19 protein-coding genes are annotated in these 15,851 nt (G+C 35.0%); 13 read left to right on the top strand and 6 right to left on the bottom strand.

Going from position 1 to position 15,851, the window contains the following annotated elements; all coding sequences use genetic code 11:
- Nucleotides 1–61: 61 nt before the first annotated feature.
- Complete coding sequence (locus tag ACFRAE_RS07630) at nucleotides 62–1,576, bottom strand: hypothetical protein (RefSeq protein WP_422796544.1); 1,515 nt, start codon at nucleotides 1,574–1,576, stop codon at nucleotides 62–64.
- A 129-nt stretch (nucleotides 1,577–1,705) separates the two neighbouring features.
- On the opposite strand from ACFRAE_RS07630, the gene yiaA reads away from it, so the two are divergent.
- The 4 genes from yiaA (at nucleotide 1,706) to ACFRAE_RS07610 (ending at nucleotide 4,788) form a co-directional block, all read left to right on the top strand.
- Nucleotides 1,706–2,173: an inner membrane protein YiaA gene (gene yiaA, locus ACFRAE_RS07625; protein WP_422796543.1), complete on the top strand. Its 468-nt coding sequence runs from the start codon at nucleotides 1,706–1,708 to the stop codon at nucleotides 2,171–2,173.
- An 81-nt stretch (nucleotides 2,174–2,254) separates the two neighbouring features.
- Complete coding sequence (locus ACFRAE_RS07620; protein ID WP_422796542.1) at nucleotides 2,255–3,214, top strand: DUF2157 domain-containing protein; 960 nt, start codon at nucleotides 2,255–2,257, stop codon at nucleotides 3,212–3,214.
- Entirely contained in the window at nucleotides 3,198–4,316 is a 1,119-nt protein-coding gene (locus tag ACFRAE_RS07615; protein ID WP_422796541.1) for a DUF4401 domain-containing protein, read from the top strand. The genes ACFRAE_RS07620 and ACFRAE_RS07615 overlap by 17 nt, the downstream gene beginning before the upstream one ends.
- Nucleotides 4,303–4,788: a GDYXXLXY domain-containing protein gene (locus tag ACFRAE_RS07610; protein ID WP_422796540.1), complete on the top strand. Its 486-nt coding sequence runs from the start codon at nucleotides 4,303–4,305 to the stop codon at nucleotides 4,786–4,788. Before ACFRAE_RS07615 ends, ACFRAE_RS07610 begins: the two co-directional genes overlap by 14 nt.
- Nucleotides 4,789–4,858: 70 nt before the next feature.
- Here the strand turns inward: ACFRAE_RS07610 and ACFRAE_RS07605 are convergent, their stop codons facing one another.
- Complete coding sequence (locus tag ACFRAE_RS07605; protein WP_422796539.1) at nucleotides 4,859–5,233, bottom strand: DUF3127 domain-containing protein; 375 nt, start codon at nucleotides 5,231–5,233, stop codon at nucleotides 4,859–4,861.
- A 65-nt stretch (nucleotides 5,234–5,298) separates the two neighbouring features.
- Between ACFRAE_RS07605 and ACFRAE_RS07600 the strand changes: the two genes are divergently transcribed.
- From ACFRAE_RS07600 to ACFRAE_RS07560, 9 genes are all read left to right on the top strand, one after another.
- Nucleotides 5,299–6,462 carry a THUMP domain-containing class I SAM-dependent RNA methyltransferase gene (locus tag ACFRAE_RS07600; RefSeq protein ID WP_422796538.1) on the top strand — a complete coding sequence of 388 codons (1,164 nt, stop codon included), beginning with the start codon at nucleotides 5,299–5,301 and terminating at the stop codon, nucleotides 6,460–6,462.
- Nucleotides 6,440–7,108: an HD domain-containing protein gene (locus ACFRAE_RS07595; RefSeq protein ID WP_422796537.1), complete on the top strand. Its 669-nt coding sequence runs from the start codon at nucleotides 6,440–6,442 to the stop codon at nucleotides 7,106–7,108. Before ACFRAE_RS07600 ends, ACFRAE_RS07595 begins: the two co-directional genes overlap by 23 nt.
- A 55-nt stretch (nucleotides 7,109–7,163) precedes the next feature.
- Nucleotides 7,164–8,015, top strand: coding sequence for a phosphodiester glycosidase family protein (locus ACFRAE_RS07590; protein WP_422796536.1), 852 nt, complete (start codon nucleotides 7,164–7,166; stop codon nucleotides 8,013–8,015).
- 19 nt (nucleotides 8,016–8,034) lie between these two features.
- Complete coding sequence (locus ACFRAE_RS07585) at nucleotides 8,035–8,796, top strand: glycerophosphodiester phosphodiesterase (RefSeq protein WP_422796535.1); 762 nt, start codon at nucleotides 8,035–8,037, stop codon at nucleotides 8,794–8,796.
- Nucleotide 8,797: 1 nt separating this feature from the next.
- Entirely contained in the window at nucleotides 8,798–9,634 is an 837-nt protein-coding gene (locus ACFRAE_RS07580) for an endonuclease/exonuclease/phosphatase family protein (protein WP_422796534.1), read from the top strand.
- Between the two features lie 120 nt (nucleotides 9,635–9,754).
- A complete protein-coding gene (locus ACFRAE_RS07575; protein ID WP_422796533.1) occupies nucleotides 9,755–10,585 on the top strand; it encodes an endonuclease/exonuclease/phosphatase family protein in 831 nt (276 codons plus the stop codon).
- Between the two features lie 61 nt (nucleotides 10,586–10,646).
- The gene (locus ACFRAE_RS07570) at nucleotides 10,647–11,402 is read left to right on the top strand and encodes a DUF4197 domain-containing protein (protein WP_422796532.1); all 756 of its coding nucleotides are present in this window, start codon (nucleotides 10,647–10,649) and stop codon (nucleotides 11,400–11,402) included.
- A gap of 96 nt (nucleotides 11,403–11,498) precedes the next feature.
- Nucleotides 11,499–12,752, top strand: a complete 1,254-nt coding sequence (gene pepT / locus ACFRAE_RS07565) for a peptidase T (RefSeq protein WP_422796531.1) — start codon at nucleotides 11,499–11,501, stop codon at nucleotides 12,750–12,752.
- A gap of 45 nt (nucleotides 12,753–12,797) precedes the next feature.
- The gene (locus ACFRAE_RS07560) at nucleotides 12,798–13,364 is read left to right on the top strand and encodes a nitroreductase family protein (RefSeq protein ID WP_422796530.1); all 567 of its coding nucleotides are present in this window, start codon (nucleotides 12,798–12,800) and stop codon (nucleotides 13,362–13,364) included.
- 65 nt (nucleotides 13,365–13,429) lie between these two features.
- Here the strand turns inward: ACFRAE_RS07560 and ACFRAE_RS07555 are convergent, their stop codons facing one another.
- From ACFRAE_RS07555 to ACFRAE_RS07540, 4 genes are all read right to left on the bottom strand, one after another.
- Nucleotides 13,430–14,065 (bottom strand): hypothetical protein, encoded by a 636-nt coding sequence (locus tag ACFRAE_RS07555; protein ID WP_422796529.1) that lies wholly within the window; start codon nucleotides 14,063–14,065, stop codon nucleotides 13,430–13,432.
- Nucleotides 14,065–14,601: an RNA polymerase sigma factor gene (locus ACFRAE_RS07550; RefSeq protein WP_422796528.1), complete on the bottom strand. Its 537-nt coding sequence runs from the start codon at nucleotides 14,599–14,601 to the stop codon at nucleotides 14,065–14,067. Before ACFRAE_RS07550 ends, ACFRAE_RS07555 begins: the two co-directional genes overlap by 1 nt.
- A 76-nt stretch (nucleotides 14,602–14,677) precedes the next feature.
- Nucleotides 14,678–15,487, bottom strand: a complete 810-nt coding sequence (locus ACFRAE_RS07545; RefSeq protein ID WP_422796527.1) for a LuxR C-terminal-related transcriptional regulator — start codon at nucleotides 15,485–15,487, stop codon at nucleotides 14,678–14,680.
- A 51-nt stretch (nucleotides 15,488–15,538) separates the two neighbouring features.
- Nucleotides 15,539–15,829 carry a hypothetical protein gene (locus tag ACFRAE_RS07540; protein WP_422796526.1) on the bottom strand — a complete coding sequence of 97 codons (291 nt, stop codon included), beginning with the start codon at nucleotides 15,827–15,829 and terminating at the stop codon, nucleotides 15,539–15,541.
- Nucleotides 15,830–15,851 lie beyond the last annotated feature (22 nt).

The raw sequence follows: 15,851 nt of genomic DNA, 5'->3' as shown, positions 1-15,851 counted from the left end.
AAATAGATGATTTAAATTACTCTTGTATCATTATTATTTAGTTTAACATTCGTACAGTTGATTATTTAACAGGTAAATTTTCATTCTGAATTTCTGAAATCAATTCCAGTGTTATTTGATAAGAAGTTTCCTTCCTCCAAATAGCGATAAACCACGCGATAAAACTAATATTAAATATGTCTTTATTCTCTTCCATTTGTAACAGGGCCAATACTTCCTCTTGATTCCTCTTATCATGAATCATTTTAGGTTGCTGAATGTATTTTTCGATAATCTTCAGAAATTGCAAAACCCTAAACTCTTTTATGCTATTTAAATAAGATTGGTACCGCCTCTTAAACGATTTGATTCGAGATAAGGATAAATCAATTTGTTCGAACTGAAGGTAGACAAGTATTTGCATTAAATTTTTCCGAATAATCCAAAGCATTCCATATTTCTTTTCATACCATACATCCGTATGTGAAAGTTTGGAAAGAAAATGTAAGGCCTTGCTCTCGTTATTCTGCGCATAAAACAACACTAGACTAAGCGTCAAATCGTCGATCTCCTGCGGATTATTACGGCTACTCTTTAAAGTAAGCGCATGTTTGATGGTTTCAATAGCTCCCTCTCGATTCCCTGTGAAATACTGATTTAAACCCCAAATAAGTTGGTGTTTTTGCTGAAACTGTGGCAAATAACTGTTGTTGTTTGCCAATACACCCTGCATTTCCAACAAGTACTTTTGACTCTGTGCAAAGTCTTTACTGCGAAATAAAAAGTTTGCGATGTAATAAAGGATATAAAGATGTTGATAGGTATGTGCTTCTTTATTACTGCTATTGGCTTGTATATATCGATACGTTTTACGCACATAGGGCGCTATTAGATTATAATTTTGATAAATGGCAGCAAATTCATTAGCTATAAATAATATTTGATACAGGGATTTATAATTCATAAAATCTACCGTAGCTATTTTGAATTTCTGAATGGTATTGCCTATTAAATCCGTCAGATTGATAATCTTCCCTTGCAAATTAATTTCATTGATATGCTTACGAATAAATGCATAGGCTAAATTCATCTTGGCTTCCCGCTGCAAATTATTTAGATTAATCTGAAACTGCTCGGTCAATTGATCTAAGTCCATTTGCGGATACAAATGTGCGTATTGCAGCTTCGTGAGTAACAGCTCATTTAGCAAGCTGTACTGCTCCAGTTTTAAAGCCAACTTTTCTGCTCGAGCTATGGATTTTATAGCTAACTTTTCCAAATTGTTTTCAAATAGAAAATGGCTCATTAGTAAATACCTCAATATTTCATAGGTATCATTTTGACTGCTTTCAAAAGCCTTCTGTGAAATAAACAACAGGATGTTTTCGCTCAGACGCTTTCTCAAAGCATGGTATGCATCTAAATTTTTATCGTTAGAAAAAAGCTTTTTTTGTTTATTTATATCGTCAGTTTTTAAGATATCCAACAGCTTGATATTCTTTACGTCCAAACGCTTGTTTTTCTTGTTCAAAAAGGATTTTAAGTCAATAATATCATTTTCATCTAAGGTTCCTATCAATAATTTAAGCTGATCCATAGGGGTAATATTTTGATAAATATATCATTTATTACAAAATATATCATCAGTTTATACGAAAAATTAGCTTGTGAGGCCAGCAATTATCTTAGACATTTGAATCATATTTTAACACTAAAAACAAAAAATATGGAACCGCTAAATAACACAAACGAAGAATCAAACTTAGTTGTAAAACATCATGAACCGATTAAACAACCCTTAAAACCTACCTCCGCTTTCATTGGAGCGTCTTGGTTTGCGCTACTAATTGGAACAGTAGCTTATTGCATAGGCTTGTGGAATGCGGATATGATGCTGAATGAAAAAGGATATTATTTCACCTTATTACTTTTCGGATTATTCTCCGTGATCTCAGTTCAGAAATCGGTTAGAGATAAAGCAGAAGGATTACCCGTAACAGAAATGTATTATGGCTTGAGTTGGTTTGCCATTATAGCTTCCATCGTATTAATGACTATAGGGCTATGGAATGCAGACTTATTATTAAGTGAAAAAGGTTTTTACGCAATGTCATTTACGCTTAGTCTTTTTGCTGCCATTGCCGTGCAAAAGAATACGAGAGACGCTAAGTTATTTGATCTAGAAGATAAATAACTTAGCGGTTGCCCTGCAGTCTTAGGAAATACTCCTGGGCTGTGGGGTTTTTATTACTTTCATACCTTAGCCTTTAAAAAGATGAAAAAAATTAGGAATAAAGATTTTAGAATCTTAGCAAAACATAGCAATATTAATGCATCAGATTTGGGAGTATTATTAAAATCCTATTGTTATCCAGACAGAAATTCATGGATTAAAACGCTACAATTAAGCAGTTTAATTCTTGCTTTAGGATTTATGATATTGGGAATCGTTTTCTTCTTTGCATTCAATTGGGATTATATGCACAAATTCAGCAAACTAGGCATTATTCAACTGCTTCTTCTAGGAGGCGTAGGGTTTATATTCCTTCCCAAAATCCCTGCATTATACAAAAAAATAGCCCTTCTCTTGTGTTCTGTGTTAGTAGGCGTATTATTCGCCGTATTTGGTCAGATTTACCAAACGGGAGCCAATGCTTATGATTTCTTTCTAGCTTGGACAATTTTGGTCAGTCTTTGGGTGTTCAGCTCCTCATTTAGCCCAACATGGATTTTATATTTTGCATTAATTAACATCAGCATTTTCCTTTTCCGTGATCAGGTAATGCGAGATTGGAATCTTCCTTCAGTATTGAGCTTATTATTTTTAATTAATATTTTACCTGTATTTATTTGTATCTATTTAAATGATTTTAAAAAGAGCTCAAAAATCCCCCTTTATTTTATACAAATACTCAGTTTAGCTGCATTTTCTTTTTCAACATTTGGAATAGCCTATGGGATTTTTGTCTTTGAGAATAATGGCCTTAGCTTTTTGATAGGCTCAGCGATTATCATTTACTCCCTCTTATTTTGGTATGGTTTTAAATTTAAGCGAAGCTTCTTTTTAGCACTTGTTCCTTTTAGCCTAATCGTCATAGGAAGTAATTTATTATTTAAAATTTCAGATGAATGGTCTATGTTATTACTAATTACAGCTTTTATCAGCATTAGCACCATTCTCCTCATTCGTTTTATTTCAAAATTTATTAAAAACACTCATGAACAATCCATATAACTTCAGCCCCATTTTAGAAGTTTTAGAAAAATCTAAAGTGGAGGATTTAAATTTAGATGTAGAAAATTTTAAAGCGGAATATTCTTTAAAACAACATGATCAACCATTTATCATCAAATTTATTTCCATATTAGGCGGTATTCTTGCCAGCTTATCTTTTTTCGTGTTTGTCTATTTATTTGATTTATTGGATAGCTCTATTCATTTATTAAGTATAGGTGTATTTGCCATTATTCTGACCATTTGGCTTAATTACAAATCTGAAAAAATAGTATTGAGTAGTTTCTCCGTTAGCTGTTATATCATTGGATTTTATTTTTTGAACACCGGCTTAAATACGATCGGACTTCCATATAATAGCTCGCAAATAATCATTATGGTTATTTGCCTTGTTGTTCTAATTTACTCGCAAGGTTTTTTGTTAACTTTTCTTTCGGCTATATTTTTTAATTTATCTTTTCAGTTATTTTACGAGTATTTCTACTCTGGTCCTGGAAATATTCATTTGGGGGAGAATGCAGCACGAATTCATTTCATCATATACACCTTTCACTATATAATTTTACTTGCCCTTATTCTATTCACTTATGGAAAAGAAGCCAAATTGTTAAGCTATAATACTTTTTCAAATAGAATTTTATACCCCATTAGGTTAGCAATGGTCGTTTTTTACATATTCCTCTTGTATAATTATAAAGAAAGATCACTTTTGGGTGAAGGCTTCCCATTTCAAATCCTATTAAGTATTGTTCAATGGGGTGCTATTCTTTATATAACAAACAATATAATTGAGGAATTCAAATTCTTTACAGGAACCAAAAAATGGTTATTTATTGTTTTATTAGGATTAGGTTTAGCATGTAGTGTATATGCTCCTGGCATTACTGGAGGTATTTTATTGATGCTATTAGGGTATAAATATTCCGATAAAACTACGCTGATAATGAGTATTGTTGTCTTCCTGTTTTTCCTCGGTAAATATTATTACGACCTGGACTTAACTTTATTAGCCAAATCCATCATGCTGTTCTGTTCTGGCATATTGTTTTTTATCATTCAGCATTTTTTAACCCCTAAAAAGATTGAAAATGAAAAAATCTAGTTTAATTATCATCGGAATAAATCTCATTATCCTACTTACCTATTTCAACTATTCTGTATTCAAAAAAGAAGAAATTCTTAAGCATGGACAAACCATTTACTTAAAACTCGCACCAGTAGATCCAAGATCCTTAATGCAGGGTGACTTTATGGATTTAAGGTATGAATTAAGCAATGATATCGTTGTCGATAGTTTATCCAGTAGAGGATATTGTGTGGTTAAAATGAATGCGGAAGGAATTGCACAGTTGGTTCGCTTCCAGAAGGAAAAATTACCATTGAAGAATGAGGAACATTTAATCGCCTACACTCGACCTGATAAATTTCGCTTAAATATTGGCGCTGAATCATACTTCTTTCAAGAAGGTAAGGCAGATCACTTTGCTGAAGCAGCATTTGGTGGAATAAAAATAGATCAGCATGGCAATAGTCTTTTGATCGGATTATATGATAAAAAGCTTAATAAATTATAAAGCATATTCAACAAAGGGCATAAAAAAAGCTGTTTTCTTGTAAAACAGCTTTTTTTATATTATCCTTTAATTAGAAAGGTAAATCGTCATCATCAGCTGATGATGCAGAAATATCAACTGGAGGCATATCTGCAAAGCCAGGAGTTGGAGCTGCAGCAGCCGTATTTGCTAATTTAGTCACTCGCCATGCTACTAACGAATTGAAATAAGTAGTCAAACCATCTTTATTGGTCCAAGGGCGTCCACGAAGATTAAATGACACTTCGATATCATCGCCAATGGCAAGGTTGTCAAATATATTTACACGGTCTTGTGTAGACTCAAAACGAATATATTCTACGAATTGTGGATTTTCTGCATAGGCAACAATTAAATCTCTCTTTTTGAAAGACTCCGTTACTTGTTGAGTTGCACCTACTTCATGTACTTTTCCTCTAATTTCCATATCTTAACTATTAAAGCGTAAAATTAAACATTTTTTGCTAAGAGATTAAGTAACTTTGCAGAAATATGGCAGAAGTTTTCAACAAACAAAGCAAGGTAATCATCACCTGCAATAGACGCTTGTCTCCTTTTCTTGAACAAGAAGTTCGCGAATTAGGATATGAAATAAAACGTAGCTTCAATACTGGAGTAGAATTGTATGCATCTGTAAATGAATGCATCAAGTTAAATCTAAACCTTCGAACCGCTAGTCAGGTTTTATATGAACTCAAATCCTTTAAAGCTAGTAATGCAAACGATCTTTATAAACAATTATTAGGTATAGCTTGGGAAGATTTAATTGCCATTGATGGTTATTTTACGGTAACATCCAATGTGCATAATGAAACTATTACGACCCCACTCTTTGCGAATGTAAAGGTTAAAGATGCGATTGTAGATCGCATCAAAGAAAGGAAAGGCTTAAGACCAAACTCAGGTCCTGACTTAAACCGTGCAGTTATTCATTTGCATTGGATGGATGAACGTGCGGAAATTTTTCTTGATACCTCTGGTGAAACATTAGCAAAACATGGTTATCGCAAGCATCCCGGAAAAGCACCAATGTTAGAGGCATTAGCGACTTCCACTATTATGGCTACGCAATGGGACGGAAAATCTCCATTTGTGAATCCCATGTGTGGGTCTGGTACATTAGCGATTGAAGCTGCATTAATGGCGCAAAATCGTAAACCAGGATTACAACGTATGAATTATTCGTTCATGCATTTCATTGGCTATGATGAGGAAGCTTTCTTTAATGAACGTAGAATTTTAAAAGATATCACGGATAAAACAAATTTACCAGCAATCATAGCTTCTGATATTTCGGAAGATGCTATCGAGATCGCGAAACTGAACGCTAGAACGGCTGGAGTAGAGCACTTAATAGAATTTGAAGTTGCTGATTTTGCAAAAACAACGATTCCTGAAGAACCAGGAGTTATAATGTTTAACCCAGAATATGGTGAACGCCTAGGGGTACATAGCAAATTAGAAATGACTTATGCCAGAATTGGTGATTTCCTGAAGACCGATTGTAAAGGTTATCGAGGATATATATTTACTGGAAATCCTGAATTAGCGAAAAAAATAGGCTTAAGAGCTTCTAGAAGATTTGAATTTTTCAATGGTAAATTAGATTGTAGATTATTACAATATGAATTATATGAAGGATCTAAAGATAAATAAGCAAGAAATTATTGATAAAACAGCAGCATTCGTTCAAGACCAGTTGAAAGATGCGGAATCTGGTCATGATTGGTGGCATATCGTCAGAGTATGGAACAATTGCAAGTTAATTCTGAAAACAGAAGATGCAGATCCTTTAGTCTGTGAATTAACGGCCCTACTCCACGATATCGCTGATAGTAAATTTCATGATGGTGATGAAGAAATTGGTCCAAGGATAGCTGGTGAATTCTTAACTAGCCTGAATGTGGATCAAAACACCATCCTTCATGTACAACAAATCATCCGAAACATGTCCTATAAAGCTTCTTTAGGACAATTGGATTTTCATTCCAAAGAATTAGCTATTGTTCAGGATGCAGATCGTTTAGATGCTATTGGTGCTATAGGCATTGCTCGTGCTTTTAATTATGGTGGATTTAAAAACAGAGAGATCTATAATCCAAACATTCCTCCGGCATTAAATCAGGATAAGGAAACCTACAAAAACAGCGTTGCACCAACCATCAATCACTTTTACGAGAAACTGTTATTATTAACAGACAAAATGAATACAAGTTCTGCGAAAGCGATTGCTACCGAAAGGCATCGTTATATGGAGGATTTTCTGCAACAATTTTATGCCGAATGGCAAGGCGAGAGGTAAGTTTAATAATTTGTTAATATAAATTGGGTAACTTCGTTAAAGTTGTATAAAAAGTATGCTTCGAAGATATACCTTAACCTTAAACCTTATCCTCGTTCTTTGTACGTGGATAAATTTACCAAGTGCACATGCACAAGATGCTGATTCCTTACAAATCGTCACCAATAAATGGAATAAAAAGACTATCCGTAAAGGTGTCGTATGGAATCAAGGGCATTTTGATAATTTATTTAATGCTGTACAAGAAATAAATTGGGTAGAGATTGATCTCAAAAAAAACAAAAAGAAAGTCTTTATTGCAGCAGACGCTAAACAACTAAAAACAACCGCCACCTTTGCTGCTGAAAATGATGCTCTTGTTGCCATTAATGGTGGTTTTTTTGATATGAAAAATGGAGGTTCTGTTGATTTTATTAAAGTAGGTGGTACGGTAATAAATGAAACTAACGCGCCTTCCTCAAGAGCCAATGCCGTATTCAGCATTCAGAAAAACAAAGTACAAATTTCCTCTGCAAATAAAGAGAATACTGAAAACTCTCCAGCTCATGATGTGATGCTTTCTGGACCACTATTGCTAAGTGAAGGCAAACGTATCCCATTGAGTTCAAACCCTTTCAATAGCAATAGACACCCGAGAACAGCACTTGGAATCACAAAAAACAATAAGCTAATCTTAATTGTCGTTGATGGCAGAAATAGCCTAGCGAATGGCATGTCATTGGATGAACTGGCAAAAGTTCTCCATTGGATAGGTGCCCAAGAGGCCATGAACCTAGATGGCGGGGGAAGCAGCACCTTATATATTAAGGGTGAAAGTGCTAATGATATTGTCAATTACCCATCTGATAATAAAAAGTTCGATCATGAAGGACAACGAAAAGTTGCCAACATTATTTATCTTAAATAAACCTTTCAAAAAAATAAAAATGAAAAATTTAATTCTAATTACTTTGATGACCATTGCACTTCACTCTGCCTCTATGGCGCAAACATCTATCATTGCGCACCGTGGTTCTTGGAAGCAATCGAATAATCCACAAAACTCCATAGCTTCATTCAAAGAAGCAATTTCTCAAAAAGTTTATGGCAGTGAATTCGATGTACATTTAACCAAAGACAATATTTTAGTATTAAACCATGACCATGATTTTAATGGGTTAGATGTTGAAAAATCCACCTATCAAGAACTGCTAGCAAAGAAATTACCCAATGGAGAATCCATCCCTACAGCGGAAGAATTCATCAAAGAAGGTCTAAAACAAAAACACACTAAAATGGTTTTTGAACTAAAAACCAGCAGAATAAGTAAAGAAAGAACATTAGAAGCTGTCAAGCAATCGATAGAATTAGTGAAAAAATTGAAAGCAGAAAAAATGGTAGAATACATCGCTTTTGATTGGGACGCTTGTTTAAAATTCAGAGAATTAGATAAAAAAGCGAAAGTCTTCTATTTAACAGGCGACAAAACCCCTGCGGAAATTAAAACAGCTAAATTAACAGGTCCAGACTATCATTTTACGATTTTCAAGAAAAACCCTACTTGGATTAAAGAATGTAAAGACTTAAAATTAAAAACCAATGTTTGGACGGTAAACAGTGAAGAAGACATGAAGTTTTTTATCCATGAAAAAGTAGACTACATTACGACCGACGAAACCGAGTTATTGACTAAAGTATTAAATAAGTAACATGAAAAAACTAATCCTGAGTTTGGTATTATTAGGTTTGACCAGCATTTCCTTTGCTCAAAAAAAATTAACTGTCGCTACCTTCAATATCCGGATGAAAACGCAGGCCGATGAAGGCAACTTATGGGATGACCGTAAGAAAGCTGTAACAGATTTAATTCGTTTTCACGAATTTGATATTTTTGGTGTACAGGAAGCTTTTAAGGTCCAATTAGATGACATGAGTGCCAATCTTCCAGATTACCAATACATCGGCGTTGGGCGTGATGATGGCGCACAAAAAGGCGAATATTCAGCGATTTATTTTAACAGCAAACGGTTTAAAATGTTAGAAAACGGTACCTTTTGGTTATCTGCTACAGATACTGAAAAACCCAATAAGGGATGGGATGCCGCATTACCTAGAATTTGTACTTGGGGTATATTTAAAGACCAACACAGTGGGAAAAAATTCATATTAATGAATACGCACTTTGACCATATAGGAAAAGAAGCCCGCAAAGAAAGCGCAAAACTCATTTTATCCAAGGCCAAAGAGCTCGCTAAAAATCTTCCTCTTATCCTGACCGGAGATTTCAATATAGACGAAAAGAATGAAGCTTATTTTACCTTAGCAAACAGTGGTATAGTAAAAGACAGCTATGATTTGGCGAAGATCGTCTATGAGCCAAACTCCTCATTTAATAGCTGGGGAAAATCCATCGCTCCAAAAGGCAGAATTGATCATATTTTCATCACTAAACCATTTACAGTTCATAAGTTTGGTATTCTTACCGATACCTATATGGGAAAATTTCCATCGGATCACTTTCCAGTAGTTGCTGAATTGGAATGGTAAATAAGACTGTTAAATATTACTGTCATTAAAAAATCTAAGGAGCATAAGCTCCTTAGATTTTTTAATTAAACAGCTTTTACTGCTAAGCCTACTCTTTCCAGATTTATATTACGCTCATTTATGAAGAAAACCATTACCTATCTTATTCTATTTTTCATTCATTCCTCCCTTATCGCTCAAGAAAAACTGATCGTTGGAACATTTAATATTCCTGTACGTGCAGCAGCTGGTTATTTGTGGGAAGACAGAAAACAACCCATCATAGACTTTTTAAAGTATTATGAATGGGAAATTTTTGGTGTACAAGAAGCACAATATCAGCAGTTAGTAGACATCTCCACCTTAGTCCCCAACTTTTCCTTCGTTGGTGTCAGCCGAGATGATGGAAGTAAACAAGGTGAACATTCTGCCATCGTTTATAATCAACAATTATTTACGCTCCAACAGAGTGGTACGTTTTGGTTATCCGGCACCGATCAAGAACATGCCAATAAAGGATGGGATGCTGCCTATCCAAGAATCTGTACCTGGGGAATATTTAAAGATTTAAGAAAAGGAAAAACCTTCTTATTCATGAATACTCACCTGGACCATCTAGGAGAAGTATCGCGAATGGAAAGTGTTAAATTGATCCTAGCCAAAGCCAAAGAAATTGGGAAGAACTTGCCGATCATATTAACCGGAGATTTCAATTTCGATGATCAATCCAATGCTTACAACTACTTGAAGCAAAACGCTATGCTCAAAGACAGTTACCAACTCGCAAAAATAGTTTATGAACCAAATTCAACATTTCAAGGATGGGGAAAATCTTTCAAAGAAAAAAGCCGAATTGACCATATCTTTCTGAGCAAGCATTTTCGAGTACAAAAGTATGGGATATTAACCAGCACTCATATGGGCGATTATTTATCCGATCATTTCCCTGTCATGGCAGAAATAAATTGGTAATATCTGAAGGATATAGTTTTTAGACTCACATAAATATTTAATTTTGTTAAAATTACACGCCATGAAATATATTACTTTAATGAGTATTGCTGGGCTTGCCAGCCTGTTAAGTAGCTGCGACACCCTCCACCAAGCTGGCATCTCCTTACCTAACTCAGGTACTGGAAGTAGCACAGGAAATACAAGTACGGGCTCTATTTCTCAGGCAGAAGCAACCTCAGGCATTAAACAAGCCTTGAACAATGGTTTACAACAAAGTATTCAAACATTATCTACGAAAGATGGATTTTTAGGTGACGCTGTTGTAAAGATCATGATGCCCCAGGAGGCACAAAAAGTTGAGTCAGCTTTACGTGCTGTAGGCATGGGTAAGCTGTGCGATCAATTTATTACAAGTATGAATAGAGCTGCTGAATCTGCAGTCAAAGAAGCTTCAACAGTTTTTGTTAATTCACTAACAAAAATGACAGTTACCGATGCGTTTAATATTTTATTAAGTGGACAACAAGATGCGGCAACCACATTTTTCAAAAGAACCACATCCCAAGAACTATCCAGCAAATTTAATCCTATCATTCAATCTGCAATGGGTAGAAACAATGTGACTACCTATTGGAGTCAATTAACATTAGCCTACAATAAATTACCCCTAGGTAAAAAAATTGAAACTGACTTAACAGCCTATGTTACGCAAAAAGCCATTGATGGATTATTCGTAAAAGTCGCTGATCAAGAAATAAAAATCCGCCAAAATCTTGCAGGATCCCGTAATTCCGGCATTCTACAAAAGGTTTTCGGATGGGCAGATAAGCAATAATATCACCTGCAGAAATTATTATTCAAAAGGCTGAGTAAATGATATTACTCAGCCTTTTTTTAACTAATCTTTAATATAATTAGTAGTTTTGTACCTATGGAAATTAATGAAATTAAGGACTTTCAAGTTGCTGAAAATTTTATCCGATATGTACAAATCGACACACAATCTGATGCATCCTCCGATACAGTACCTTCGACCGCTAAGCAAAAAGACCTCAGTCGAATTCTAGTCCAAGAGTTGATTGCTATGGGTATTACAGATGCACATCTAGATGATTTGGGTTATGTATACGCTACAATCCCCGCTAATACCGATAAAGAAGTCCCTGTCATCTGTTTTTGCTCCCATGTAGACACGTCACCAGATAGCTCAGGAACCTTTGTAAAACCTATTGTCCATAACAATTATCAAGGGGAAGACCTCGTATTACCAGACGATCCGAATATCATCATTAAAATGGCTGAACATCCTGACCTTAAGGAGCAGTTCGGCAATGATGTCATTACAGCAAGTGGAAAAACCTTATTAGGAGCAGATGATAAAGCAGGAATTGCCGAAATTATGGATGCTGCACGACTATTAATGAGCAAGCCAGAAATAAAACACGGAACTATAAAAATCCTGTTCACCCCAGATGAAGAAATAGGACGAGGAGTAGACCATGTAGATCTCGATAAACTTGCTGCGCACTATGCTTATACCATGGATGGTGAACGTGCTGGAACCTTAGAAGATGAAACCTTTTCGGCAGATGGAGTACATATCCATATCGACGGAGTATCCATACATCCAGGATATGCTAAAAATAAAATGGTAAATGCATTGAAATTAGCCAGTACTATCATAGCGCAATTACCCAAGGATAGACTATCTCCAGAAACTACTTCCGGTAAACAAGGATTTATACATCCTACCCATATTCAAGGGACAGTAGAAGAAGCAGAAATCGGATTTATTATTCGTGATCATGACACAAAGCAACTTGCAGTACATGAACAAGAGCTAGAACTTATTGTAAAAAACGTATTGAATCAATTTCCTGCGGCAACTTACACGTTTAAAGTAAGTGAACAATATCGTAATATGAAAGAGATTCTAGATCAACATCCAAGAGTGGTTGATATTGCCCTTATGGGGATAGAACGCGCTGGAATGAAAGCAGAAAAGAGAAGTATACGCGGTGGTACCGATGGTTCTAGGCTATCCTTTATGGGATTACCTTGTCCTAATATATTTGCTGGAGGGCATGCGTTCCACGGTAAACAAGAATGGGTTTCCATTCAAGATATGCAAAAAGCCGTCTTGACGATTTTACACATCTCGGCTTTGTGGGAAGAAATTTCTTAAAATAAATGCCTTTAAATCAATAACATTAAAATTTAACAAAATCATATGTCTCAGAACGAAGTATTAAATGCCATAACATACCGTAGATCCATTTTTCAAGCCAACTACAATGAGCAAGAAATAAGTAAGGAAAATCTACTGACTATTTTAGAAGCCGCAAATGCTGCTCCTACGCACAAGAGAACTCAACCTTGGCGATTTGTAATCTTTAGAAATGATGGCCTTGTTCGTTTAGGAAACGAATTAGGAAGGATTTATAAAGAAGTGACGCCTGCCGAAAAATATACGGAACTTAATGAACAGAACATGGTCAAAAAAGCAACCATGTCTAAAGCAGCCATGGCAATTATTGTCAACTATACAGGAGAACTACCTGAATGGGAAGAATTGGCAGCTACAGCTTGTGCAGTTCAAAACATGTGGTTAGCCGCTTATTCATTGAAAATTGGAGCATATTGGGCAACCCCAGGTTTAATCAATCATTTAGGGTCTTTCTTAGGTTTAGCAGAAAATCAAAAATGTATTGGCTTATTTTATTTAGGTCATCATAGCTCCGAAGATCGTGAACCTGTTCGTTCTCCTATTGCAGAAAAAATCCGTTGGGAAGAATAATTATTCAAAATATATACTGAAAAAAGCAGCCAAAAGCTGCTTTTTTTATTCCTTTATCTTCGATGTTACTTCCCTACTTCGATGCTAATATGAAGTGACTCTCCTTGCCATCTTACTTTTTGTGCTACAAACTGAGAAACTATTTCACCCAATTTTTTATCGGAGCTCTGTAAAATCTGAATATCCTTAGCCACCGTATTCTCTATACGAAAAGACAAATCGACTATTCCTGTTTGTCTTACATCCCGTAATTCCGAATTCAACTCTTCATTAAATTGTTCCCATCCACCCATAGGGTTTGCAAGCGTACTGGATTTAACTTCTGTTCGTATCCGCAAATGTTCCTCCATCAATATCACTTCTGTATTCTTATCCGTCGTGCGCAAATTAAAATAGTTAAATAAGATGAGCGAGCAGGCAACTAAGAACAATACCGCCGCTGCCATAGCCACAGTAAGACGTTGCCAACTGTAAAATCGCTGTTTCTTTTCCTGTTCTTTATGCTGAAGCTTCGTTGCCAAACGCTGTTGAAGCAAGCTTAATTTATTCGTATCGACACCATTTTGCATGCGGTAACCATCAATAGCATCTTGTAAAAATGGATCGTTTAACGCTTCACGTTCCATGTCATACATTTCCTCCTTGGTCATTAAACCCATGACATAATTATGAATCCTCGATAATTGATAATTATTTTCCATTACTTTTTCTCCATGCAAATTTTAAGATTACGTCTGCCATTTTGAATATAGCTTTTCACTTTTGCCAATTCAAAACCAGTAAGCTCTGCAATATCTTTATAACATTTCTGTTCCAAATAAAACATGCGAACACAATGCCCTTGTTCTTCACTTAAAGCAGACATACAAGTAGCGAGTTTCTCAAAATCTTGTTCTTTCCAATTGTGTTCTTGATCTTCCTGAGGCTGATATTCCAATTCCACTAAATGATCTTCAATGGCTACATTCCGCACATTCTTTTTCTTCCGCAAGGCCATCAAACAATAATTTCGCGTATAAATATAAAGCCAACTTTTAAAGTTTTCGACTTCATGTATGCGTAATTTGCTGATTAACTCATCAAAAATCTGCATCACCGCATCTTGGCTCTCCTCTGTATTTTGCAAATATTTGTAGCATACCCCATACATTAAAGACATATATGGCGCATACAATTTACCCAAAGTATCTAAGTTCCCCGTCTGCTTATAATAATGAAGTAAATCCTTTTCGTCCATATATATTACTCTTCCTTATAAAGATGTATTTCGTACCCGTATTCCATAAATTTCAACCAATGAAATCCGTAAAAAATTATAACCATCCTTCAACTAAGGCTTTTTTTACCACTTCGGTCATATTATTACAAGACAATTTCTTAAGTATATTTTTTCGATGTGTCCTTACAGTGTGTTCACTTATAAACAATTTATCCGCGATTAGTTTACTATCCAAACCTTCAGCAATTAGTTCTAAAACCCGCAATTCACCTTTAGAGATTGTTAAATTGGAACAATCTGAATAATCCTGCTTGTCAAATAAAGAAATCTTTTTAGGATGGTTGATTTCACTCGAATCGATAATATAATGTGTGTATTGTCGATTAAACTGCATATCACTGATATCGGAGTAAATATTTAACATATAAATAGGTTCCATATTTTCATTAAACAATACTGGAATACTTTGGGCCAAGACAAATAAAGTCCTTCCATCTTTGCATTTCATTTCTAAAGTTCTATTAACCTTGATGTATGGCCTTTTTTCTGCAGGTTGATCGTACAAGTATTTAAAATATTTAGTCCCTCCCCGGGTAGCCCGTATCGTATCCCTAAGATGATGTATTTCTAACATCAAGCGATAGCCTTTTTTAATGACCTCCTCTTTGGAATAGCCCGTAAATTGTTCGATTGGACCACCTGCATCAATTATACGCAAGGTACTTATATCTGCCAAAGAATAAAAGTAAGTATCAAAAGCATGAAAAATTCTAAGATTATAATTGAGATCAAAATCTTTCTTTCGATGCAAGGTATCCGAATTCCCTAAAGAACGTTGAGAATATCGACTAAATTCTTGAAATGACTCTGATATTTTACGAAAAAGAAAATGATCTAATTTCATGTAGTTTTGAAGAAATGGAGTTGATGTATTGAGTACAATGCACTAAAACTATTAGGGCTCATCCGCATAATATAAATGATACTTTAATCCCATACCATTTAATTTCATATGCTCATACACTTCTTTATGCTCCTTAGAGGCATTCAAAGCATTTTCTTCCACTTCAAAAGAATCTGTAATCGCGATAATTTCCCAATTTTCCTTTGAAACATAATAGGTAGCCAGCTGATGTGCCCCATCTTCATCTTTAAAATCAATGAGTACAGTCACATATGCTCCTTCTACATCCGAATAATATACATTATCCTTTTGCGGTTTACAATGAATTTGAAAATAAAACATAAAAGATTCGATTATCTTTAAA

The organism is Sphingobacterium sp. HJSM2_6, assembly GCF_049316305.1.
Classification (GTDB): Bacteria; Bacteroidota; Bacteroidia; order Sphingobacteriales; family Sphingobacteriaceae; genus Sphingobacterium.
This window is presented reverse-complemented; position numbering and strand designations above follow the sequence as displayed.

Coding starts and splice junctions, on each gene's coding strand:
- ACFRAE_RS07615 (WP_422796541.1), top strand. CDS start 3,198: ATGAACAATCCATATAACTTCAGCCCCATTTTAGAAGTTTTAGAAAAA.
- ACFRAE_RS07575 (WP_422796533.1), top strand. CDS start 9,755: ATGAAGAAAACCATTACCTATCTTATTCTATTTTTCATTCATTCCTCC.
- ACFRAE_RS07545 (WP_422796527.1), bottom strand. CDS start 15,487: ATGAAATTAGATCATTTTCTTTTTCGTAAAATATCAGAGTCATTTCAA.
- ACFRAE_RS07595 (WP_422796537.1), top strand. CDS start 6,440: ATGAAGGATCTAAAGATAAATAAGCAAGAAATTATTGATAAAACAGCA.
- ACFRAE_RS07600 (WP_422796538.1), top strand. CDS start 5,299: ATGGCAGAAGTTTTCAACAAACAAAGCAAGGTAATCATCACCTGCAAT.
- ACFRAE_RS07570 (WP_422796532.1), top strand. CDS start 10,647: ATGAAATATATTACTTTAATGAGTATTGCTGGGCTTGCCAGCCTGTTA.
- ACFRAE_RS07620 (WP_422796542.1), top strand. CDS start 2,255: ATGAAAAAAATTAGGAATAAAGATTTTAGAATCTTAGCAAAACATAGC.
- ACFRAE_RS07580 (WP_422796534.1), top strand. CDS start 8,798: ATGAAAAAACTAATCCTGAGTTTGGTATTATTAGGTTTGACCAGCATT.
- ACFRAE_RS07540 (WP_422796526.1), bottom strand. CDS start 15,829: ATGTTTTATTTTCAAATTCATTGTAAACCGCAAAAGGATAATGTATAT.
- ACFRAE_RS07585 (WP_422796535.1), top strand. CDS start 8,035: ATGAAAAATTTAATTCTAATTACTTTGATGACCATTGCACTTCACTCT.
- ACFRAE_RS07630 (WP_422796544.1), bottom strand. CDS start 1,576: ATGGATCAGCTTAAATTATTGATAGGAACCTTAGATGAAAATGATATT.
- ACFRAE_RS07550 (WP_422796528.1), bottom strand. CDS start 14,601: ATGGACGAAAAGGATTTACTTCATTATTATAAGCAGACGGGGAACTTA.
- ACFRAE_RS07605 (WP_422796539.1), bottom strand. CDS start 5,233: ATGGAAATTAGAGGAAAAGTACATGAAGTAGGTGCAACTCAACAAGTA.
- yiaA (WP_422796543.1), top strand. CDS start 1,706: ATGGAACCGCTAAATAACACAAACGAAGAATCAAACTTAGTTGTAAAA.
- ACFRAE_RS07590 (WP_422796536.1), top strand. CDS start 7,164: ATGCTTCGAAGATATACCTTAACCTTAAACCTTATCCTCGTTCTTTGT.
- pepT (WP_422796531.1), top strand. CDS start 11,499: ATGGAAATTAATGAAATTAAGGACTTTCAAGTTGCTGAAAATTTTATC.
- ACFRAE_RS07555 (WP_422796529.1), bottom strand. CDS start 14,065: ATGGAAAATAATTATCAATTATCGAGGATTCATAATTATGTCATGGGT.
- ACFRAE_RS07610 (WP_422796540.1), top strand. CDS start 4,303: ATGAAAAAATCTAGTTTAATTATCATCGGAATAAATCTCATTATCCTA.
- ACFRAE_RS07560 (WP_422796530.1), top strand. CDS start 12,798: ATGTCTCAGAACGAAGTATTAAATGCCATAACATACCGTAGATCCATT.